14 protein-coding genes and 1 pseudogene are annotated in these 21199 nt (G+C 29.9%); 11 read left to right on the forward strand and 4 right to left on the reverse strand.

Translation table 11 applies throughout. The features are described from left to right. Positions 1-12: 12 nt before the first annotated feature. A complete protein-coding gene (locus BV55_RS0107600; RefSeq protein WP_051652447.1) occupies positions 13-1242 on the reverse strand; it encodes an O-antigen ligase family protein in 1230 nt (409 codons plus the stop codon). A 108-nt stretch (positions 1243-1350) separates the two neighbouring features. Beyond that, the gene (locus BV55_RS0107605; RefSeq protein ID WP_029452237.1) at positions 1351-2559 is read right to left on the reverse strand and encodes a polysaccharide pyruvyl transferase family protein; all 1209 of its coding nucleotides are present in this window, start codon (positions 2557-2559) and stop codon (positions 1351-1353) included. 401 nt (positions 2560-2960) lie between these two features. Here BV55_RS0107605 and BV55_RS15575 point away from each other — a divergent pair, with 401 nt between their 5' ends. The 5 genes from BV55_RS15575 (at position 2961) to BV55_RS0107630 (ending at position 10833) form a co-directional block, all read left to right on the forward strand. Beyond that, positions 2961-6419: a hypothetical protein gene (locus tag BV55_RS15575; RefSeq protein WP_035794312.1), complete on the forward strand. Its 3459-nt coding sequence runs from the start codon at positions 2961-2963 to the stop codon at positions 6417-6419. A gap of 86 nt (positions 6420-6505) precedes the next feature. Further along, entirely contained in the window at positions 6506-7462 is a 957-nt protein-coding gene (locus tag BV55_RS0107615) for a hypothetical protein (protein ID WP_029452238.1), read from the forward strand. Between the two features lie 23 nt (positions 7463-7485). Further along, a complete protein-coding gene (locus BV55_RS0107620; protein ID WP_029452239.1) occupies positions 7486-8289 on the forward strand; it encodes an SLAP domain-containing protein in 804 nt (267 codons plus the stop codon). A gap of 165 nt (positions 8290-8454) precedes the next feature. Continuing rightward, positions 8455-9876 (forward strand): MBOAT family O-acyltransferase, encoded by a 1422-nt coding sequence (locus BV55_RS0107625; protein ID WP_029452240.1) that lies wholly within the window; start codon positions 8455-8457, stop codon positions 9874-9876. 9 nt (positions 9877-9885) lie between these two features. Further along, positions 9886-10833, forward strand: coding sequence for a hypothetical protein (locus BV55_RS0107630; protein ID WP_029452241.1), 948 nt, complete (start codon positions 9886-9888; stop codon positions 10831-10833). 41 nt (positions 10834-10874) lie between these two features. Here BV55_RS0107630 and BV55_RS0107635 read toward each other — a convergent pair whose 3' ends face one another. Together BV55_RS0107635 and BV55_RS0107640 are read right to left on the reverse strand one after the other, a co-directional pair. Next, positions 10875-12353, reverse strand: a complete 1479-nt coding sequence (locus BV55_RS0107635; protein ID WP_029452242.1) for an alginate O-acetyltransferase AlgX-related protein — start codon at positions 12351-12353, stop codon at positions 10875-10877. Positions 12354-12366: 13 nt separating this feature from the next. Beyond that, positions 12367-13464 (reverse strand): MBOAT family O-acyltransferase, encoded by a 1098-nt coding sequence (locus tag BV55_RS0107640; RefSeq protein ID WP_198023205.1) that lies wholly within the window; start codon positions 13462-13464, stop codon positions 12367-12369. A gap of 534 nt (positions 13465-13998) precedes the next feature. Between BV55_RS0107640 and BV55_RS0107645 the strand changes: the two genes are divergently transcribed. The 6 genes and pseudogenes from BV55_RS0107645 (at position 13999) to rfbC (ending at position 21097) form a co-directional block, all read left to right on the forward strand. Then, positions 13999-15432 carry an O-antigen ligase family protein gene (locus tag BV55_RS0107645; RefSeq protein ID WP_029452244.1) on the forward strand — a complete coding sequence of 478 codons (1434 nt, stop codon included), beginning with the start codon at positions 13999-14001 and terminating at the stop codon, positions 15430-15432. Positions 15433-15574: 142 nt separating this feature from the next. Continuing rightward, a pseudogene (gene secA, locus BV55_RS0107650) lies at positions 15575-17908 on the forward strand (preprotein translocase subunit SecA); the annotation flags it as partial. Between the two features lie 101 nt (positions 17909-18009). Continuing rightward, positions 18010-18630 (forward strand): sugar transferase, encoded by a 621-nt coding sequence (locus BV55_RS0107655; RefSeq protein WP_051652542.1) that lies wholly within the window; start codon positions 18010-18012, stop codon positions 18628-18630. Positions 18631-18747: 117 nt separating this feature from the next. Beyond that, a complete protein-coding gene (locus BV55_RS0107660; RefSeq protein ID WP_029452247.1) occupies positions 18748-19599 on the forward strand; it encodes a glycosyltransferase family 2 protein in 852 nt (283 codons plus the stop codon). 16 nt (positions 19600-19615) lie between these two features. Continuing rightward, a complete protein-coding gene (gene rfbA, locus BV55_RS0107665; RefSeq protein WP_029452248.1) occupies positions 19616-20497 on the forward strand; it encodes a glucose-1-phosphate thymidylyltransferase RfbA in 882 nt (293 codons plus the stop codon). Positions 20498-20530: 33 nt separating this feature from the next. Then, positions 20531-21097, forward strand: coding sequence for a dTDP-4-dehydrorhamnose 3,5-epimerase (gene rfbC / locus BV55_RS0107670; protein WP_029452249.1), 567 nt, complete (start codon positions 20531-20533; stop codon positions 21095-21097). Positions 21098-21199: the final 102 nt, after the last annotated feature.

A 21199-nucleotide genomic window follows, 5' to 3' on the forward strand; every position in this document is an offset into this window, starting at 1 on the left:
TTCCTCCTTTTGTTAATTAATATGTAAGTTTCTAGGGGCCTTTTGCTCTTTTAAAATTAATAAGAGTATAAATACCATTATTATATCATTATCAAATCCTAAGTATTGTAAAAACGTAGTTATTAAAAAGGGCACTGCAACAGTAAATAAAGCCCTTATGATTTTATTTTTCGGTACAACCTCTTTTATAAAGCATATAAGGAAGGTAATGTAGGACATAAATCCTATTATACCCATTTCAAAAAAGATATTAAAATATACATTATGTAGGTTAGATTCTGGTCTTTGTGCAATGTTTTCTATAAACTTTCCACTAGAACCTATTCCATTACCCATTATAAAGTTTGTACTCCATACACCTTTAAAAAACTTTTGCCATATATATAATCTAGTGTAACCACCATCTGACATATCAAACTTTACATGAAAGAATTTATTAAAAAATAGGATAGCTGCAAAGATAACTGCAACAAAGAAAACAAAGTACATAGCTATCTTAGACTTGTAGTTCATATTCTTTATTGAGTAAAGGCAGATAAATATTATAGGAATAATAACTGCTATTTGAGCTGTTCTACTTAGCAATAATAGTAAGGTTAATGTACCTATAACAATATAAAACCATTTAACTATGCTTTTTGTTGGAAATTCATCAAAGGTTGTTACATATAAATATACTCCATAAAATAATGCAAATTTACCTGCCCATATATTCTTACTTTCTGCACCTATTACATTATAAAATACACTTATAACGTAGGCATTATCTGAGCTTTTAGTTAGACCACCATTTATAAACTCCTGAGTTAAGCCACCAAATACATATATTAAAGATATTTGAAGAAAGTTTATAATTATAATAAACTCTAAGAAGTTTATAAGCTTCTTAAAATTAAAGTCTATGTGTTTTTGATTTATAACAAGGGATACTACTAATAAAAAGGTCATGTTTAAAATTAGCTTTATTAAAATGGTAACATCCACTGTATACTTAAATATTAGTAGGGCAAAGGCAGAAGTAATTAAAGACCATATCATAAATATTACTACTGAAAGCTGCCACTTAGAAAGCTTTAACTTTATGTCCCCAGTTAATATAAGGGTTAGGACCATAAGAATATTTAATGCAAATAGAGGTATATACAACTTTAAACTAGATATGAAAATAGTGAAAATAGTTATATATAATATTACATCAAAATATCTTAAATACTTTTCTTGAATACTTTTTATAAGCTTCATATATTATACCTCTTAAATAACTTAGAAATAGAATGCTACTTTTAAGTTTAATATGTTCTATTTTAATAGGGTTTGTTTCTATATGTAATAGTTCTCTATTATACTACCTTATTTATTTAAGCACATAAATAGAGAATCAAAATTTTTAAGGCTAAGGGTGATCATTTTATCTTTATTTTCTATAAGTCTTTGTTTGGGTATATCTTTTATATTATTATAAGACTCATATAATTCATTAAAGTCTATACAATGATCCTGTCCACTTACACCCCAGGTCCTTAGATAATTATCAAGTTTTGGTATATCTTTATTTAGTCCAATATGGGGTATAGCATAAGACATAGAAGTTATGATACCATGCAAGCTAGTCCCCGCAAAAAAGCTACTTTTTGCAATAAAGTACATAATATCATAGATGTTTATATCTTCAATATATATAACATCTATTTTAAACAACTTTATTAAGTTTTTTAGTGCAATAACATCATCATGATTTGCAGCTATACCTATAGGAAGCAATACAACCTTAAGGCCTGTGTCTTTAGCGATTTTTTCTACCTGCTCTACAAGCTCTAACTCCTTAGACCTTACGGAACAAAGATTTGTCTGAATGCATATATATCCATTACTACAACTACTAACAGCTTCATTTACTGTATTAGAAATCTTAGTTTCTAATACTTCTACTTGGAAAAACTCAGACATAATTATAGCGGAGTCCGGTGCTAATGAAGGTTTTAACTCTTCAATATTTTGCAGCGACTTTTCATCCCTTACTGAAATATAATCACTAGTTTTTAAAGCATTTTTAATCTGAGAAAGCTCTTTCGCTATTAGTGTATTTAATATGGAACCACCCACAGCGTTATATGCCACATATATATTAGTAGAGAAATTTCTCTTATCAACAACCCAAGGGAACCTAGTGTTCAAAAAGAACCTTTTCATTGAAAATTTCTCGAAGTTTCTTCTACCTATTAGCTTTATAATTATCTTCTTTATAATGGTAGTAAAATTATTAGGGCTTAAATCTACATCCATACTACTAATCCTAGCCGCCAAAACCTCTCCCCCAGAAACAATTATAAGACTATGCTTTTCTATTGGGTTATTATATAAATCTTTAAGAGGCTTTGTTTTTTTTCCTCCAACCTTAGAAAGATTACTTTCTACTAAACCATAATATTCTAGGTCGTACTCTTCTAAGATAGGAGAGCTATACCTTTCTAGATATTTTTCTATAATTATAGGAAACAATAAATCCCCATAATTGTATCTATCAAAGGCACCTATAATATTGATACTCTTTTTTAACATAAAAATCTCCTTTTCTGTACCTAATGAAGGAATAAATTAATAAAGTAATTATAACATAAGTTAATGTTTTTTCAAAAATTCAATTATTTATATTTTCTATGGATTTTTATATTATGAGGACGAAATTCCCAGTTGACTTTTAAATATATAGGTGATTGAATACTAAAAAATACACCGGAAATTTACACTTAAATCATTAAAGAGGACTTAGTACTGGAGTAATTGACATAATAATATATGTTTACATAAAATAATGATAAATAAATAGAAAAATATAGAATATGAGGTGGACAAACCCTAAATACTATATTATAATTTCAAGTAAGGTTATTTTACTAAGATAAGAAGTAATTTCTAATAAAATAGGAATAATTTCTAATCTATATAGGAGGGATTTTTACATGAGTAAAAATATTACAAAAACATTAGCTGCTACATTAGCTGCTACATTAGCTGCTACATTAGGTGCAGGAATAGTACCAGTTATGGCTCAAACAAGCAAAAGCTTAGACGAACTACATAAAGCAGCATACACTGCTGTAGCGGTTGCTAAAAAAGACAAAACTCAAAAATCAATAAATGATGCTAGAGTAGTTTTGGCAGAATATAAAGCTGCTATTGAAGCAGAAGAAAAATTAGGATTATTACCAAACGTTAACACTTTCTCAGTTCAATTAGATGAGGTTCAACATCCAATACTTTCTGATATAGTTAAATCTATATTAGCTATCCAAAAAGCAGGCACAGCAACTCAAGCAGAAATAAATGAAGTTAGAACTATGCTTGAAGGTGACCAAGCTGATGAAACAGACGATCTACCAAAAGGATTTGATTCTTATAAGAAAACTTGGAATGCTGACCTAGATGTATATCAAACAGTTCTTATGGATGCAGCTATAGAAGCAGTTAAAGTAGCAGAAACAGAAAAAACTCAAGCTACAGTTGATGCAGCTAAAGTTTTAGTTGCTGATTTAGCAACAGCTGTAAGACCAGGAATGCAAAAGATTGCTGCAGGCCTACAAACTAAGGTAGAAGCAGTTGAAGTTACAGAATTAAAAATAACATCTTTAAACGTTCTTAAAGATGGAGTAGAAGTAGAATTTGACGCTATAAAGAACACATTAACAGATGTTAATTTAGAAGTTATAGATAACAATGGTAAAAAGGTTGAAGTACAACCAGTTGCTAAAATGATAGAAGGAAAATCAAAACAAAAATTTGAGTTCAAAAAGATATATGCAACTTCAAATGAAAAAATCGAAGGAGTATGGACTATTAACGGAGTTAAAGTCGATATGACTGAAAAGAAATTAGTAAATGCTGTAGTTACAGGTAAGGGTGCTGATAAAAAGCCTGATGATGCAGTAAGTGATTCAGTTATAAATGAAGCAATGGTTATACTTCAAAACAAATCATATATCAGCAGACTTGCAGGTAAGTACACTACTGAAGGTATCAACATTAGAGGATTTAAATTTGATGAAATATTAAATGCAGATGGAATTAAAACACCTGCAGAAAAACTATATACAGAAGCAATTTCTAAAGTTAATGGAGAAACACCTATAAAGACTGCTAAAGATATACAAGCAGTTGTTGATTCAGTTAACAAAAAAGCAGGAATAGTTGCAGATGAAAAAGAAATAGTAGATATAATTATAGCATCAGCATCTAAACCAGTTCAATTTATAAACGCTTTAAACGCAGAAGGAATTGAAAGAGTTAATGAATCCTTCGTTGCAACTACTAATTTTGAAAACACTCCACTTGGTAAGAAATATAGTGATAAAATTGAAGATGCAAAAACATTAAAAGATATTCAAAAAATTGTAGATGACGTGAATGTTGATAATGTTATGCAAATGCAAACTATTTTAAAAGATAAAAATAAAAAAGACGTTGAATTAAAAGATAACTTATATGTAAACTTAGATAAGGTTACAAATCTTTTAGACACAGCTAAAGAGTTTATAAATCCAACATTAAAAGCTAATAAAGACGATAAAAAGACAATATTAGAAACATTAACTGGAGAATTAACAGAACAAATTGCTTTAATAAATGTTATTAATAGTGACAACACAGGAGCATTAAAATCAGCATTAGTTAAACTTTCAGATGCTTCAGAGGACTTTGACTTCAGTAAACAAGTGTATGAGAAAAATATGCTTACTTATTTAAATGCAATGGTTGATGCAGAAGATGGTAAGATAAAACTTACTAATGCGAATGTAGTAGATACAAAAACATTAGTAAACACTATTATCACTACTGTTAATACTACAAATGTGGGAAATTCTATTGAAAAGATAAAAGCTATATACAATGAAAAAACAAATTATAAAGATGATATTTTTACTAACGAGTTAACAGATGATGCTAAAGCTAAAGTCTTAAAAGCTTTTGACAGTCTTGCAGCTAATTCAGCTTTAGAAGTTAATAAAGTAGATGCAACTACTAATGAAGTAACAACAGTAAATAAGTTTGATAAGGCAATATTAGTTGATGCAAACCTTTCTAAATATAAAGATGCTATAAAAGGAGCAGATGTTACAAAAGTAAATGCAATAACAACTGCAATTGTTGGAAAGAATAAAGAATTAGCTGGAGAAACAATAAGCGAGAAGTTGGCAAAGATTTCACAAGAAGCTGTTAAAGAAAATGAGGGAAACTCTAAGTTATATGTAGCATTATCATCAGAAGTTCTTTCAAAACAAATTAAAGGACTAGTTAAAGAAAATGCTAATGATTATGCAGTAGATTTTAAGTTATTCACTAAAGAGGCTGAAAATGATGAAGCATATACTAAGAAGATTAATGAGGCAATAAGAACCATTAATGCTAAGAAAAATATGCTTACAGCTAAAACTACTGAAGAAATGTATACAGGATTAAATAACTTAGCATTATCAAAAGAAATAAACGTTAGAACAGCAGCTAAGGGATCAGAAGCAGCAGTAACAGAAGCAGAAAAATTAGTAACAGAAGCAGGAGAAGCTGTAACAAAAGCAACAGGAGAAGCAGCAGCAGCAGCAACAGCTGTAGAAAAAACAACAACTTCAGAAACAGAAGCGACAACAGCAAAAGACATTGCAGATAAAGCTGTAATAACATCAACAACAGCAAAAGACATTGCAGATAAAGCTGTAACAGCAGCAAAAACAGCAAAAGAAACTGCAGATAAAGGATCAGATGAGCCTGCGAAGACTAAAGCAGCAGAAGAATTAACAAAAGCAACTGAAACAGCAACAGCAGCAGCAGAAGAATTAACAAAAGCAACTGAAACAGCAGCAACAGCAGCAACAAAAGCAACAGCAGCGACAAAAGAAAAAGACGTTGCAGTAACAGCAAAAGGAACTGCAGACCAAGCAGTAGTAGCAGCGAAAGCAGCAAAAACAGTAGCGGACGAGAAATTAGCAGCTGCAAAGTTAGCGGTAGCGCCAGAAGCAGGAATATCAGTTATGGAAATAACAGATTTACAAAGAAGAGACATTGCTGAAGAAATATTAAACAATAAAGATGGCGGAACAGTTTATTTATCAACAGTTGATGGAGCAACTAAAGCAATTATTGATAATGAAGTTATAGCTACTGCTAAAGTTAATAAAGTAGATACATTAGTAAAAGCTGCAATTGCTAGTATTGATGTTAATGTTAATGTTAATGTTAATGAAAAAGAATTAGCAGAAGCAATACACGAAATTGATGCTAGTCAATCAGTAGCATCACTTCTTAGAAAGATTCAACCTTTTGTAGAAGCTTCAAGAGCTAGAGATGAAGATGGAAAGATAATAGCTAAAAAGGCTGTAACATACACTAGTTACACTCAAATAAGAGAAGCATTAGCTAAAATAAAATAATTAATTAAAAGTTAATTAAAATTAAATAATTAATTTCAAGGGATAGGATTACATCCTATCCCTTTTTTATAAAAGGAAGTGATATTATGCAAAAGATAATAGTTATGGATTATTTACTAAATAATGAAGAAAGCAGTTTTGTTTTAAACCTAGAAGATATGGAAGAAACCTTTTCGAATTTTCATTTAAGTTTAGATTTAGCCTTAAAGGAAGGTTACAATTGTATAGATAGATTAGATTTTTATAAGGCAAAGGTATATTCAAAACTTTGCATAAGGATATCAGAGTATGGAAATGGAGCTGTGAATGCTTTAATAGATATGATAAATGGAAAAGAGATTATTCACATCTATGAAAAAGATAATAAAGATATAAGTGATATTTATTTATTAATCCTATCTTTAGATAATTTCTTAAAAGTTTTATCTTCTCATTATAATTTAGATGTCACAGAAGAATTAACAAACACTATAGATAGAGTTTATGAAATTAAAGAAGATATAGCTAAAAATTTAGATAAGATAACTTATAAAATAAGTTTTGATAATTTAAATCTTAGTGATGTAGAGAAGCTAGAAGAATTATCAAAGTATAATGATAATTTAGCAGGAATATACAATAAAGCATTAATACATATAGAAGATAAGGTAACAAATTTAAAAACATTAAAATATAGAAAGTTAAAAAAAGAATTAGAAATTTTATTAAAAGATAAGTGTAATGAAGGGTACTTCATTAGTAAGGAATTTCAATGTTTAATAAAAGAAAAAATTGAAAATTATAAGGATTTATTGGATAAAACAAATAAATCTTATTTATTATATAGATTTAACTTAGAAAATGATGTAGATGAGAAAATAAAGATACTTTATGAATTTGATATTGACGAATGTTTTGAAATACCCTATATTTATAGGGAATATATAGTAGAGAGTATAATAGAAGATAATAAAATATATGTTTCAAATGAGGAATTGATAGATGAGGTTAAATCTCTTATAGCTAAAATAAAAGATTTTAAAAATATAGCTATACCTGTATAATATAGAAAGGAGTAAAAGAGGATATGGAAACTGATAAAGAAAAAGGTGGAATAAAGCTTGTTAAAGAATTACATAGAAGTGATTTTCATAATACTCTATTAAATTCTGAGTATATAAATTTAGTAAAAGAAAATGATTTTATAGATGAACATTTACATATAAATTTAGTATATGTAAGTAAAAGAGAAGAAGATTTAGAAGTAGGAGCTTACATAACTAATAATTCTAATAAAGATGTACAATTAAAGAATATGCCTATATGTTTATATAAGGATAAGTCTAAGGTATTCGAGACTATCTATAGCATTAATAAAAGTATTCCAGCAGAAAAAGCGGTGTTTATTGAAATTGGTATTCCCTTAATTTTATCACTAGAAGATAAAGCTTGTGATAATTTACATATAAGTTTTGGAGATGGAAGAACTATTGCTAAATACCCTTATGTAAATATAGATATTAATGAATTGCCTAAGATAAATGGATATAAAAGTCATAGAGAAATGAAAAAGTTTCTAAAGCTACTTCCAACTATAAAAAAGGATCAACTCACAATAGATGTATTCAAGGTAGGTCAGGTTGAAGAAGGCTTTTGTATAATAGCTTTATTTAGAAATTCTAGCAGTAAGGCTATAAACATTAAATCTATCCCATTAACAGTTCTTGTAAGTGAAAACTTGCCTGTATATAAGGGCGTATACAACATAAACGATGATGGGTTAATTATTGAATCTAACAAGGGTAAGTTTTATAGCATTATAATACCACTTGAAAGTTTCATTCAAATAGATTATGAGGACATGAGTAAATACATAGTTAAGTTTGAGTAAAGATAAGTATGATGCTAGTAGAGAGCAACATTAGCTCTCTATTTTAGGTTAAAGGTACTTTGTTTGACATTTTAATATATAACTGATTTAATTTATATTAAGATATGAATAAAGTAAAGCGGTGTGCAATCTGTACGCTAGATATATAAAGAAAGGAATAGAATTATGCTTTTTAATTCTATAGAGTTTTTATTGGCATTTTTACCTATTACTCTAATAATCTATTTTGTTTTAAATAAGATAAAAAAACAAGAGGCTGCAAAGCTTTGGTTAGTAGTAGCTTCATTGTACTTTTATGGTTATTTTAATAAGAGCTACATACTGATTATAGTTTCATCAATTATTGTTAATTTTATAATTGGTAGGATGCTTTATAAAGAGGAACAATACACCTTAAAGAGGAAGGTACTACTCATCATAGGACTTGTTTTTAATGTAGGTATCTTAGGGTACTTTAAGTATTCTAATTTTTTTATAGAAAACATCAATATAGTATTTTCTAAGAGCTTACCCTTGCTTAAGGTAGCCTTGCCTCTTGGTATATCCTTTTTTACCTTTCAGCAACTGTCCTTTGTTATTGATAGCTATAGGGGAAAGAGCTATAATTTTGATTTTTTAAGCTACTGTTTATTTGTTACGTTTTTTCCACAACTTATTGCAGGTCCTATAGTTTTACCCTCAGAGGTTATTCCACAGTTTCAAGATGAAAGCAAAAAGTCTTTAAATTATGGCAATTTAAATAGGGGCTTATATATGTTTTCTATTGGGCTTGTTAAAAAGGTTATTATAGCTGATACACTTAGTACCTTGGTTTCTGCTGGCTTTGATTTTGGAGGCAGTTTAACTATTATGGAGTCTTGGATATCCTCTCTAGCTTTTACCTTTCAGATCTACTATGACTTTAGTGGATATTGTGATATGGCCATGGGTATTGGGCTTATGTTTAATATAGATCTACCTTTAAATTTTGATTCACCTTATAAGTCTTCTAGTATACAAGAGTTTTGGAGAAGGTGGCATATAACTTTAGGTAGGTTTTTAACTAATTATTTGTACATTCCTCTTGGTGGAAATAGAAGTGGTAAGTTTAAAACTTTAAGAAATTTATTTGTTGTGTTTTTGGTAAGTGGAATATGGCATGGAGCAGGATGGACCTTTATATTATGGGGAGCACTTCATGGACTAGCTATTGTTATACATAAGATTTGGAGCAGTAAGGGTAGAAGGCTAAATAAGACCTTAGGTATTTTTATAACCTTTAATTTGGTTAATATATTTTGGGTATTTTTTAGAGCCACTTCAATAAATTCTGCCCTAGAAGTTATAAAGGGAATGTTTAGAATAAATACTCTAAACCTAGGAGTTAGAAGTGCTTACAAGGCAGCACTTAGTGGAAGCTTTAAGTTACCTATGGTAATGTTAGTTTTATCAATGGCTTTAACATTTTTAGGTAAGAGTACTGTAAATAGAGTTAAAACTATGAAGTTAAATAACCTAACTACTGTAGAGATGATAACCTATCTAATTGTATGTATATCACTTATATTATCAAATAAGGTTTCTACATTTTTATATTTTAACTTCTAAGGAGGAAAGATGGAAAAAAGATATTTTTATAAGAATATATCAATTTTAATATTAATAATGTGTGCTATTTTTACTTTTAATTATATTTTAGATCCTTACGGTATATGGAAAAAGTCTTTTGATAAGCAGGTATTAGAACCTAATAAAAACTATAGAAAGACTAAGTACATAGTAGAAAACCCTAAAAAATATGATTCCTTCTTATTTGGCTCATCTAAGATAGGCTCCATTGAAACGGAACTTATACCAAACGGAACTTATTACAATATGACTTATTCTAAGGGAGTTCCAAGAGAATGGCTTCAAAATATAAATACATTTATAGAGAATGGTGTAGAAATAAAAAATGTTATTATAGCCTTAGATGATTTTTCTTTTACTGTAAATCCTGATAATAAGTTAAAGCAACCTATGGGAATGCCTTATGAAAGCTTAAAGAGTCCTTTTTCTTTATTTAAGGTATACCTATTAAGAAATCCCTTTGACTTATATAATAGGGAAACTGTAAAGGCAGCCTTTCATAATTACTATCCAAGTAGTGACTTAGATATGTTTGGAACAGGTAGGACTAAAACCACCTTTGAAGAAGATGAAAGTAAGTTTAAGGCATTAGGGGATAAGCATATAAATGATCCTAAATTTAATAAGCCTTTATTGTTTTTTGAAGAGGATAGAGTGGATGAAACCTTAGAGGAAATCAAGGAGATTAAGAGTGTATGTGAAAAAAACAATATAAAACTATACATTATTTTTAATCCTATACATAAAACTACATACTTAGCAGATGAAGATATTATTAATAGAGCTAAGGATGGTGTTTCTAAATTTACTGATTTTTATGATTTTGCTACCTTAAATGAAGTTACAGAAAATAATTATTACTGGGCGGAAACTCTACATTATAGAATGGTTGTTGGTAGGAAGATCATTAATACAATTTTTGATACAGACTATTAAAAAGGCAAAAGAGCTTAATTATTAAGTCTTTTGCCTTTTAACTATTTATCGGGACAAGAGATAATGTTTATTTCTTTAAGGTTTAAATCCACATTTGATTTGCTACCAAAGGTAAGTTTAAGTTTAGTTATATCTATAGGTTCTTTTATTTCTATTAAATAAGAGGTCTTTTTAGGATTTATCATAAAGTTTGCCATTTGTTTTTCTTTAAACTCTCCATTTGCATCTGCAAAGGTTAGAGATAGATGTTCGAATCTTTGTACATCTTTAAATTCTAGCTGTACATAGTTTAGCCTCTTATGGTCCACATCAAAGGTTATTGAAGCTTCTTTAGATAGGGAGGAGAAGCTATAGTAATCTTTATAGGGATAAAAGGCAATATCCTTTGAGGTTACCTTATTAGTATCATCCTTTATATCTAGATTAAGCTTTGTAGCATTGTAGTCTTTAAGACTATTTATATCATCGTTAAATATATTAAAATCATAGTCTACAAGCATTGTAAGGTACCTTTCAACTACTTCGAATACAACTATTTCAGTATTTTCACTAAACTGACCAAAGTTGCTGTGAAAGGGTGCCTTAAAATTGTGCATATCCATTCTTTGAACAAAAAGTCCATCTAGCATTGGTAGTACTGCATTATAGAAGGAATCATGGTAGACTAATGTCTTTGGAAGTTTATTCATAGGTGGTTTAATATTGGGGCTACAAGTGGTTTCTAACCCAGGGGTTTTAAGACCTAGCATGTCATCTAAATCACCTTGATTAAACTCTTTTCTTACATCAGAAGGGTTAATAGTAAACTCACCTAAGTCATAGGAAGCCCCTATAGTTTTGATTAGTTCCTCTCCGGCTAAGGTAGCTGCTACGTTATTCCAATGGGTATCTCTTTTGTAGTAAAGATCGTATTTATCTTTATTTTCTTCCATTAGCTTTTTATAATCTATGTAATTTATTGATTTTTCTTGAATACGCTTTTCTAGCTTTTCTAAGTTGCTTTCACCTTTAGGATTTGATTTACTAGTGTTCATATATTCTGGGTAAATGGTACTTTTGTTAGGGGCAACAGCAAAGGTAAAGTTTATACCTCTATCCTCTAGGTTTTGCTGCAAAGTAACTAGGTTATCAGCTATTTTATCTATATCTTCATCACTTAAAGTGTTGGTTTTGTTATAATCGTTTAATTCCTCAGAGGAATATAAATAATCATCTTTTCCAAGTACAACATCTTTATTTGGAGAGGTATTAAAGATATTAACGTCAATATAATTTGATAGTCTTATGAAATATTCTCTAAAGCCAAAGTTATCACTAAAGTACTTTTCCTTTTCACTAAAGTATTTTGATAAAGGTTTATCTTTAGTATAGGTAGGGCTTGGAGTTTGGGCTCTTTTTTCGTTTAATATCTTATCATTAAAGATCTTAGTAGAATCTTGAAATAGTGGTAATGTAATTATTAATATGAATATTAGTATAAAGCCTTTTGATTTTAGTAGTTTTAGTAGCTTAATCTTCACTCTGCACCCTCCTTTAAAAGTTTAGATAGATAAATGGCATAAAGCTGCCTGTAGTTATTACTGCAATGGAATATATTAAAATTATTATAGAAAAAGGCTTAGATATCATTGAAAGTATCTTATTTTCTTTTAGCTTTGGTGTAAAGACCATAATAAGAGATAGTATGAACACAAACCAGAACTTACTGTAAGTTCCAATGTCTAAAGTGCTAAGCGGAACTATCTTTGCTGGAGTTAATAGATTTCTAAGATACTTTAGGGCATATCTTAAACTATCAGCTCTAAAGAATACCCAGCCTACAGCTACTAGAATAAATGTAATAACTTCGCTTACAAAGCCAGGTAAAACCTTATGTATCTTCTTTGCACCAAGCTTTTCAATTATTACAAAGAATCCGTGATATATACCCCAAACTATAAAGGTAAAGTTTGCTCCATGCCAAAAACCGCTTATTAAAAATAAGATGAAGGTATTGAATACTAATCTCTTTTTTGAAACTCTGTTTCCTCCAAGTGGAATATAAATATAATCTCTAAGAAAACTTGAAAGTGTAATATGCCACCGTCTCCAAAAGTCTATGAATCCTTTAGCCTTATAAGGCTTGTCAAAGTTTTCAGGAAGATTTATAGAAAACATCTTAGCTATACCTATAGCCATATCAGTGTAACCTGAAAAGTCAAAATATATTTGAAGGGTGTAGGTAATCATGCCAAGAAAACTTATATTAAAGCCAAGTAGCTGTGGATCTATGGCAAATATTTTATTAGAAACTAGAGCTAAGGTATTTGATATTAGAACCTTTTTAGAAAGACCTAATGAAAATCTATAAATACCTTCTTTAAATAGCTCATCATTATACTCTCTTTTTTTTATATCTTCCTTTATTAAAGAATATTTGGTTATAGGACCTGCTATTATCTTTGGGAAGAATATTGCATAAAGGGCATAGTTTACAAAGCTATTTTCAAAAGCTTCCTTGTCCCTATATATATCCACAATGTAGCTTATTTGCTGGAAGGTTATATAGGATATACCAAGAGGTATCATAAGCTTAAGTAGTGAATGATTTGAACCTGTTAGCTTATTAAAATTTCCTATAAAAAAGTTCATGTATTTATAATATATAAGTATTATCACGTTAAAAGAAACGCCTAAATATAAGATGGCTCTTCTGTTTTTTTGTAACTTATGTAGCAGATATCCAAGGAAGTAGTTGATTATTATGGATATGAATATTATTACTACAGTTTTGGATGAGCCCCAAATATAAAAAAATATGCTAGCTATTAGTAATATAAGATTTTTATATCTTACATTGCTTATATAGTACATAAATAAGGTTAGTGGTAGAAAGTAAAGTATAAAGATTAATGAATCAAATGCCACGGTGCTTCCCCCTTTAATTTATTAAAATATTACATTTAGAATATGACATTAATTATACAATGATTTAATCCATTTTGCATAGTATTCCTATTGAATATCTAATACCTATAATAAAGGTGGCGTTATTATAGGTATTAGATATTTTTACTATAGTTAATAAAACAGGTGATCTATTAGTAACTGTTGAAAAAGCCCTGTATGTATGGTAAATTTAAAAATGAATATACAGATTTAAAATAATGGGCGGGGGAAGGGTTTATGAAATTTACAAAGAAATTTTATATAAAAAGTGAGAAGATAGTATATATATTAAACTTGTTATTTATAGCCTCTATAATTTTAATCCCTGTAGATAACTTGCCTTATATGAGTAGGGTTATGGGAGAGCTTGGAAGTAGGGGAAGCCTTTATCCATTCATTGCTATTGTGCCTATAATAATTGTGTGCTCTATTAAGAATCATGAAATATATTTTAACAGGACTAGAGAGATAGATCTTTTGGCAGTTTTTGTAGGGTGGATATTAGTATCTAGTGTAGTAAATGTAAATCATATACTTACTAATAGTTTTAAGGGACGTTCTGGGGTAAATAAAATAACTGTACAGTTTATGGTAATAGCATTTATGCTTTTTGTATCTTACTCAAGTGGGATAATAATAAGGATGAAGAGCATAACATTATATGACTTTAGAAGATATGTAAAGTATTCATTAATTCCTGTATTTATATATGGTACCATAGAACTATTTAACTTTACTGGAATAATAGATCTATCCTTCATATTAAAGAAGCTATCTTTTATATTTCAAACCTATTTTAGAGGAGAGGTATATCCTAAGGGTATAAGAGCTATCTCAGGGGAGGTATCTTATTTTGCTATGTATGCAGCCTTTGCTATGCCTTGGATTATAAGCTACCTATTTACTGAAAAGGATAAAAAGAAAAAGGTTAAGTATGCCTTAATATCTGCATATCTTTTGATTTTACTTATATTTTCTAAGTCCCGTACAGCTTATGGGATAATTTTTATTGAGATGTTTATATACACCATAATGATTTTAATATCTAAGGTACAAAGGAATGTTAAAGTCAATATAATTAAGGCTATAGCTATTGTTATACTAGGTTTTATCTTGATTAATAACACTATTTTATCTAGCATTTCAGGTGATGAAAATAGTGTGGATAAAATAAGTATTAATAGACTTATAGTGTCACTTAAAGATCCTAACAATGTATCGAATATATCAAGAATAGGTCTTCAAAAGGCTGCTCTTGATATAGGCTTTCATAATCCAATTGCAGGGGTAGGCATAGGGCAGTATGGATTTAATGTAAAGGATCATTTAAGTGATAAGGCACTAACCTCCCACGAGGTAGAAAGATGGATGAGTGAAAAGAATAACCATTGGCCTCCAGCTTTTTCATTATACGCAAGAATAGTAGCAGAACAAGGCATAGTTGGTATTATAATTTGGCTTGGATTTTTGGGCTATATTTTAATTAAAGCTATAATGGTAATGAGGAAAAAAGATAATGATATAATTGGAATTTCACTAATAGTTAGCTTTGTTGGAATTTTAATTTCTTGGATGAATGCGGACACCTTTGCACAGATGCCTTTTTGGATTATGTTACCTTTAATTATTAGATATAATAATAAGGATTTGCTAGAAGATTCAAAGGCTTAATATGCTATTTGCTAACTTTGCTACAATATGGAGTAAATAGTAGAACCATTGAAAAATTTATGTTTTAAGGTTATAATTTTTATGTATACATATTATAAATTGGAATGTGTACATCTTAGAAGATTTTGAAAGAGGTAACATAATGAAGAATTTTATAGAAAAGATATATGACTATAATGCTAAAGAAATTAAAAGGATAATGCCCTTAGTGACCAAAATAGAAAGCTTAGATGAATATATGGTATCATTAACTGATGAAGAGCTAAGACATAAGACTTTAGAGTTTAAAGAAAGATTAGATAAGGGTGAAACCTTAGATGATCTTTTAGTGGAAGCCTTTGCAGTTACTAGAGAGGCTGCTTATAGAGTGCTTCATATGAAACATTATCCGGTGCAACTGATGGGAGGCATAATCCTTCATCAAGGCAGAGTATCTGAGATGAAAACTGGGGAAGGTAAGACCTTGGTTGCTACCTGTCCTGCATATTTAAATGCTCTTTCAGGTAAAGGTGTCCATGTAGTTACAACTAATGAATATCTTGCAAAAAGAGATAGCGAAGAGATGGGTCAAGTGTTTAACTTTTTAGGACTTACAACAGGGGTTATCTTACATGAACTTACACCAGAAGAAAGAAGAGAAACTTATAATAAAGATATTGTATATGGAATAAATAGTGAAATAGGATTTGACTATTTAAGAAACAATATGGCAACTTCAAGGGATGAAAGAATTCAAAGGGATTTAAACTATGCCATAGTAGATGAGATTGACTCTATTCTTATTGATGAAGCAAGAACACCTTTAATTATTTCAGGGGAAGGTGAAGAGGCAACTGAATATTATATTACTATAGATGAATTTGTAAAAGAACTTAAAAAAGATGTTGACTTTGAAGTAGATGAGAAGAAAAAAGCGGTGACATTAACTGATGATGGCATAGAAAGACTTGAAAAGTATTTTGACATAGATAATTATGCGGATAAAGAGCATTTAAGACTTCGTCATCATATAACTCAATCGCTTAAGGCTAATTATGAGATGACAAAAGACATTGATTACATAGAAAATGATGAAGGTGAAATCTTAATTGTAGATACCTTCACAGGAAGGGTTATGGAAGGAAGAAGATTTTCAGATGGTATCCATGAGGCTATTGAAGCTAAAGAAGATGTAGACATTCAGCCAGAATCACAAATTTTGGCTACTATAACGCTACAAAACCTTTTTAGAACTTATACTAAGTTATCTGGTATGAGTGGTACTGTTGTAACCGAAGAGGAAGAATTTAGAGAAATCTATAATTTAGATGTAATAGTTGTTCCAACTAATGAGCCTATACAAAGGATTGATAGAGCTGATAAGGTTTATACAGATATATCATCAAAATATTATGCCATAGCATCTGATGTTAAAGAATGTTATGAAAAGGGACAACCAGTATTGGTAGGAACTGCAAGCATTCAAAAGTCAGAGGATATTTCTGCGCTTTTAAAGAGAATGGGTATACCACATCATGTATTAAATGCTAAAAATCACGAAAATGAAGCGAAGATAATAGCTAGAGCAGGTGAAGTTAAGGCTGTTACCATTGCTACAAATATGGCAGGTAGAGGTACAGATATAAAACTTTCAGATGAGGTAAAATCTTTAGGTGGACTGAAGGTTATAGGCACAGAAAGACATGATTCAAGAAGAGTTGATAATCAATTAAGGGGACGTTCTGGAAGGCAAGGCGAGCCTGGAGAGTCTGTATTTTATGTTTCACTAGAAGATGATGTTGTTAAAAATTATATAAGCCAAAAGTATAAAAACATTTTAGAAAAGTTAGTAAAAGAAAAAGGATATATAGACTCTCCCTCAGCTAATAAAGCAGTGGAACTTGCTCAGCACTCAATTGAAGGTGATGGCTTCCATTCAAGAAAAGATATAGTAGGATATGATGATACTTTAAATAAGCAAAGAGAAGTCATATATAATCAAAGAAATTTAGTGTTAGATGAGGAAGATACTAAAGCCATTATACTAGATATGATAAGTGGAGTTATTGAAGAAACTTTAAATACTATAGTAAGTGGGTCAGTAGATAAATCTTATGATATGAAAATGCTTTCAGAATTGAACATAATTGATGAAAAAGAACTAGAAGGAATAAAAGCGCTTACCTCCATAGAAGAGGCGCATGATTTAAGCAAAGAACTATTCTCAAAGGTAGTAACAAAATATAACGTTTTTGAAGAAAAGGTCGGAATAGAGTCTACAAGGAGTAATGAAAGACATATTATTCTTAGTGTAGTTGATAAGCTATGGATAGATTATTTAAATGAGATTGACATAGTAAGACAAGGGGTAAACCTTAGGTCTTATAAACAAGTAGATCCAGTACAAATATTTATGCTAGAGTCTAGTGAGTTATTTAATGATATGACCTATAGCATAAAAGAAGAAGTAGTAACTAAGGTTTTGAGCTCTATAAATAATGTGGAAACTGAATTAGTATAAATTCATTGGAATATATTAAATTTTGGAGGGATTATATGGATTCTAATTTAGAATTACAAAGACGTATAGATTCGGATATGTTAGAAAAAAGGAGAGTCTATACTTTTATAAAGACCATAGTGGACTTTATAGGGTCCTTACTAGGTCTCATAGTGTTAAGTCCAGTGTTTTTGATTATAGCTATACTTATAAGACTAGATTCAAAGGGCCCAATAATTTTTGGACATACTAGGGTTGGACTTAACGGACAAAAGTTTAAGGTTTATAAATTTAGAACTATGGTACCTAATGCTAAGGAAGTATTTGATAATTTTACAAAGGAACAAAAAGCTGAGTTTGAGAAAAACTTTAAATTAGATAATGACCCTAGAATAACTAAAATTGGTGGGGGGCTAAGAAGGACAAGTTTAGATGAACTTCCACAACTTTTTAATATATTTAAAGGTGATATGTCTATAGTTGGACCTAGACCTATTACAGAGAAGGAAATTTCAAAGTATGGCAGTAATTTCAAAAAGGCCTTTAGTGTGAAGTCAGGACTTACGGGATACTGGCAGGCCAATGGTAGAAGTGATACTACCTATGAAGAAAGAGTTAAAATGGATGTGTATTATGCTGAAAATAGATCCCTACTCTTAGATACTAAAATTATACTAAAAACCTTTGTATCAGTTATTAAAAGGGACGGGGCAGTATAAAGTATGATTTCTATATAATATTTTAGTTAAAAATCTTTTAGTAATATTTTAATATATTAATAAAAAGCTGTTAGAGTTTAGGAGATTGTAATGGTGGATATGGTGGAGGATAAATAAGTGAAAGTTTCAATAATATGCCCTTTATATAATGCAGAAAAGTATATAAAAGATCTATATCTTAGCATTAAAAGACAAGAGGCAGTAGAAATAGAAAGCATACAGTTTATATTGACAGAATCTACTGATCTTACGGAGGATGTACTTAAGGAGATAGGCGCAAATTATTATAAAATAAAAAGGTCAGATTTTTCTCATAGCTTAACAAGAGAAAAGGCTGCTTTTTTAGCCAAGGGCGAGATTATTGTTTTTATAACTCAAGATATAAAAATTGTAGGTGAAGATTGGTTATTAAATCTTACACAGGGAATTGTAAATGATCAGTGTGAAGCTAGTTTTAGTAGACAAATTGGATATGAAAATCATGGATTAGAAAGATATATAAGAGAAGCAAATTACCCAAAGGTATCAAGGGTTGTATCAAAAGATCAAGTTGAAGAATTAGGAATTATGAGCTTTTTCTTTTCGGACACATCTAGCGCTATTAAAAAGAGCACCTTTGAAAGCTTAAATGGTTATGATGGTAAGGATTTGCCAACAAATGAGGATATGTACTTTGCCTATAAATTAATAATGAATGGATATAGGATCAAATACGAATCAGAGTCCAAAGTTATTCATTCACATGAATTTTCCTTAGGTGAAGTTTATAATAGATATAAAGAAATTGGTAGGTTTTTCACTCAAAATGCCTATTTAAATGATTATAAGGCTACTAAAAGGGGAAAAGGCCTTTTAAAGTACGTAATTAAAAGATCCATAGAGGAAAAGAATTATATTATAATATTTGATTTATTTACAAACTTTACAGCAAGATTTATTGGAATGAAGGTTGGAAAAATAAAAAAATAGTATAGGAGATGTTTAAGTGAAGGGTATTATATTAGCAGGAGGATCAGGCACAAGGCTTTATCCTGTAACAAAGGCAATGTCAAAACAAATGGTGCCCATATATGATAAGCCAATGATTTATTATCCAATGTCAGTTTTGATGTTAGCTGGCATTAAGGATATTTTAATAATATCCACAGATCGAGATATTGTTAATTTTGAAGAGTTATTTAAAGATGGCTCTGAATTTGGAATAAATATTGAATATGCAGTTCAAAAAGCTCCAAATGGTTTAGCAGAAGCCTTTATAATAGGTGAAGAATTTATTGGTGAAGATAACGTTGCTATGATACTTGGAGATAATATATTTTATGGTCAAAGTTTCTCAGACCATTTAAAAAAGGCTGCTACCTTAGATAATGGAGCTATGATATTTGGATACTATGTCCAAGATCCTAAGTCTTTTGGTGTGGTAGAATTTGATGAAGCGGGAAAGGTTATTTCTCTTGAAGAAAAGCCAGAAGAGCCTAAATCAAAGTATGCAGTGCCAGGGCTTTATTTTTATGATAACTCTGTTGTAGCAAAATCAAAAGCTTTAAAGCCTTCTAAAAGAGGGGAATTAGAGATAACTGATTTAAATAAGGTTTATATGGAAGAGGGTACTCTAAAGGTTAATCTTTTAGGTAGAGGTATGGCTTGGCTGGATACAGGCACCCATGAATCTATGTTACAAGCATCTAACTTTGTAGAAGCAGTTCAAAACACTCAAGGAATGTATATAGCCTGCTTAGAAGAGATTGCTTTTAGAAAAGGATGGATAAGTGGAGAAAAGGTAAGAGAACTTGCAAAGCCTTTAATGAAGACTGGTTATGGTAAATATTTAATTGACATAGTTAGTGAATTTGAGAAAAAATTATAGCTTTAAAGTTATTTAGTAAGGAGTTGTGCTAATTTGGGAAATTTTAATTTTATAAAGACTAAAATAAAAGATTTATATATAATAGAACCTAAGGTTTTTGGAGATAATAGAGGATACTTTATGGAAACCTATAGTAAAAGGGATTTTAATGAGGCAGGACTTACTATGGAGTTTGTTCAAGATAACGAATCTAAATCTAAAAAAGGCGTACTTAGAGGTATGCATTTTCAAACTAAATATACTCAAGGAAAGCTAGTTAGAGTTACTGAAGGTGAGGTATATGATGTAGCTGTGGACCTTAGAGACGGTTCTGACACTTACGGTATGTGGGAAGGTATACTCCTTACAGCTGAAAACAAAAAACAGTTTTATGTGCCAGAAGGTTTTGCTCATGGATTTTTAGTGGTATCAGAAAAAGCTGTATTTAATTATAAGTGTACAAACTTTTATGCGCCAGAATACGACAGTGGACTTTTGTGGAACGATAAAGACGTTGCTATAGATTGGCCTCTAGATGGAATAGAAGAAATATTATTGTCAGAAAAAGATAAAGTCCAAAAGACATTAAAAGAATTAGAAGGTTCAATAAATTGGCAATAAACCGCAGATATTAATAAAAAGATTAATAAAGAAGATTGATAAGAATATTAATAAAAGTATTAATGGAAATTTTAATAAAGAATATTAGTGGATCTTTTAATA

It is taken from the genome of Clostridium algidicarnis (assembly GCF_000703125.1).
GTDB classification, from domain to species: Bacteria; Bacillota; Clostridia; order Clostridiales; family Clostridiaceae; genus Clostridium_L; species Clostridium_L algidicarnis.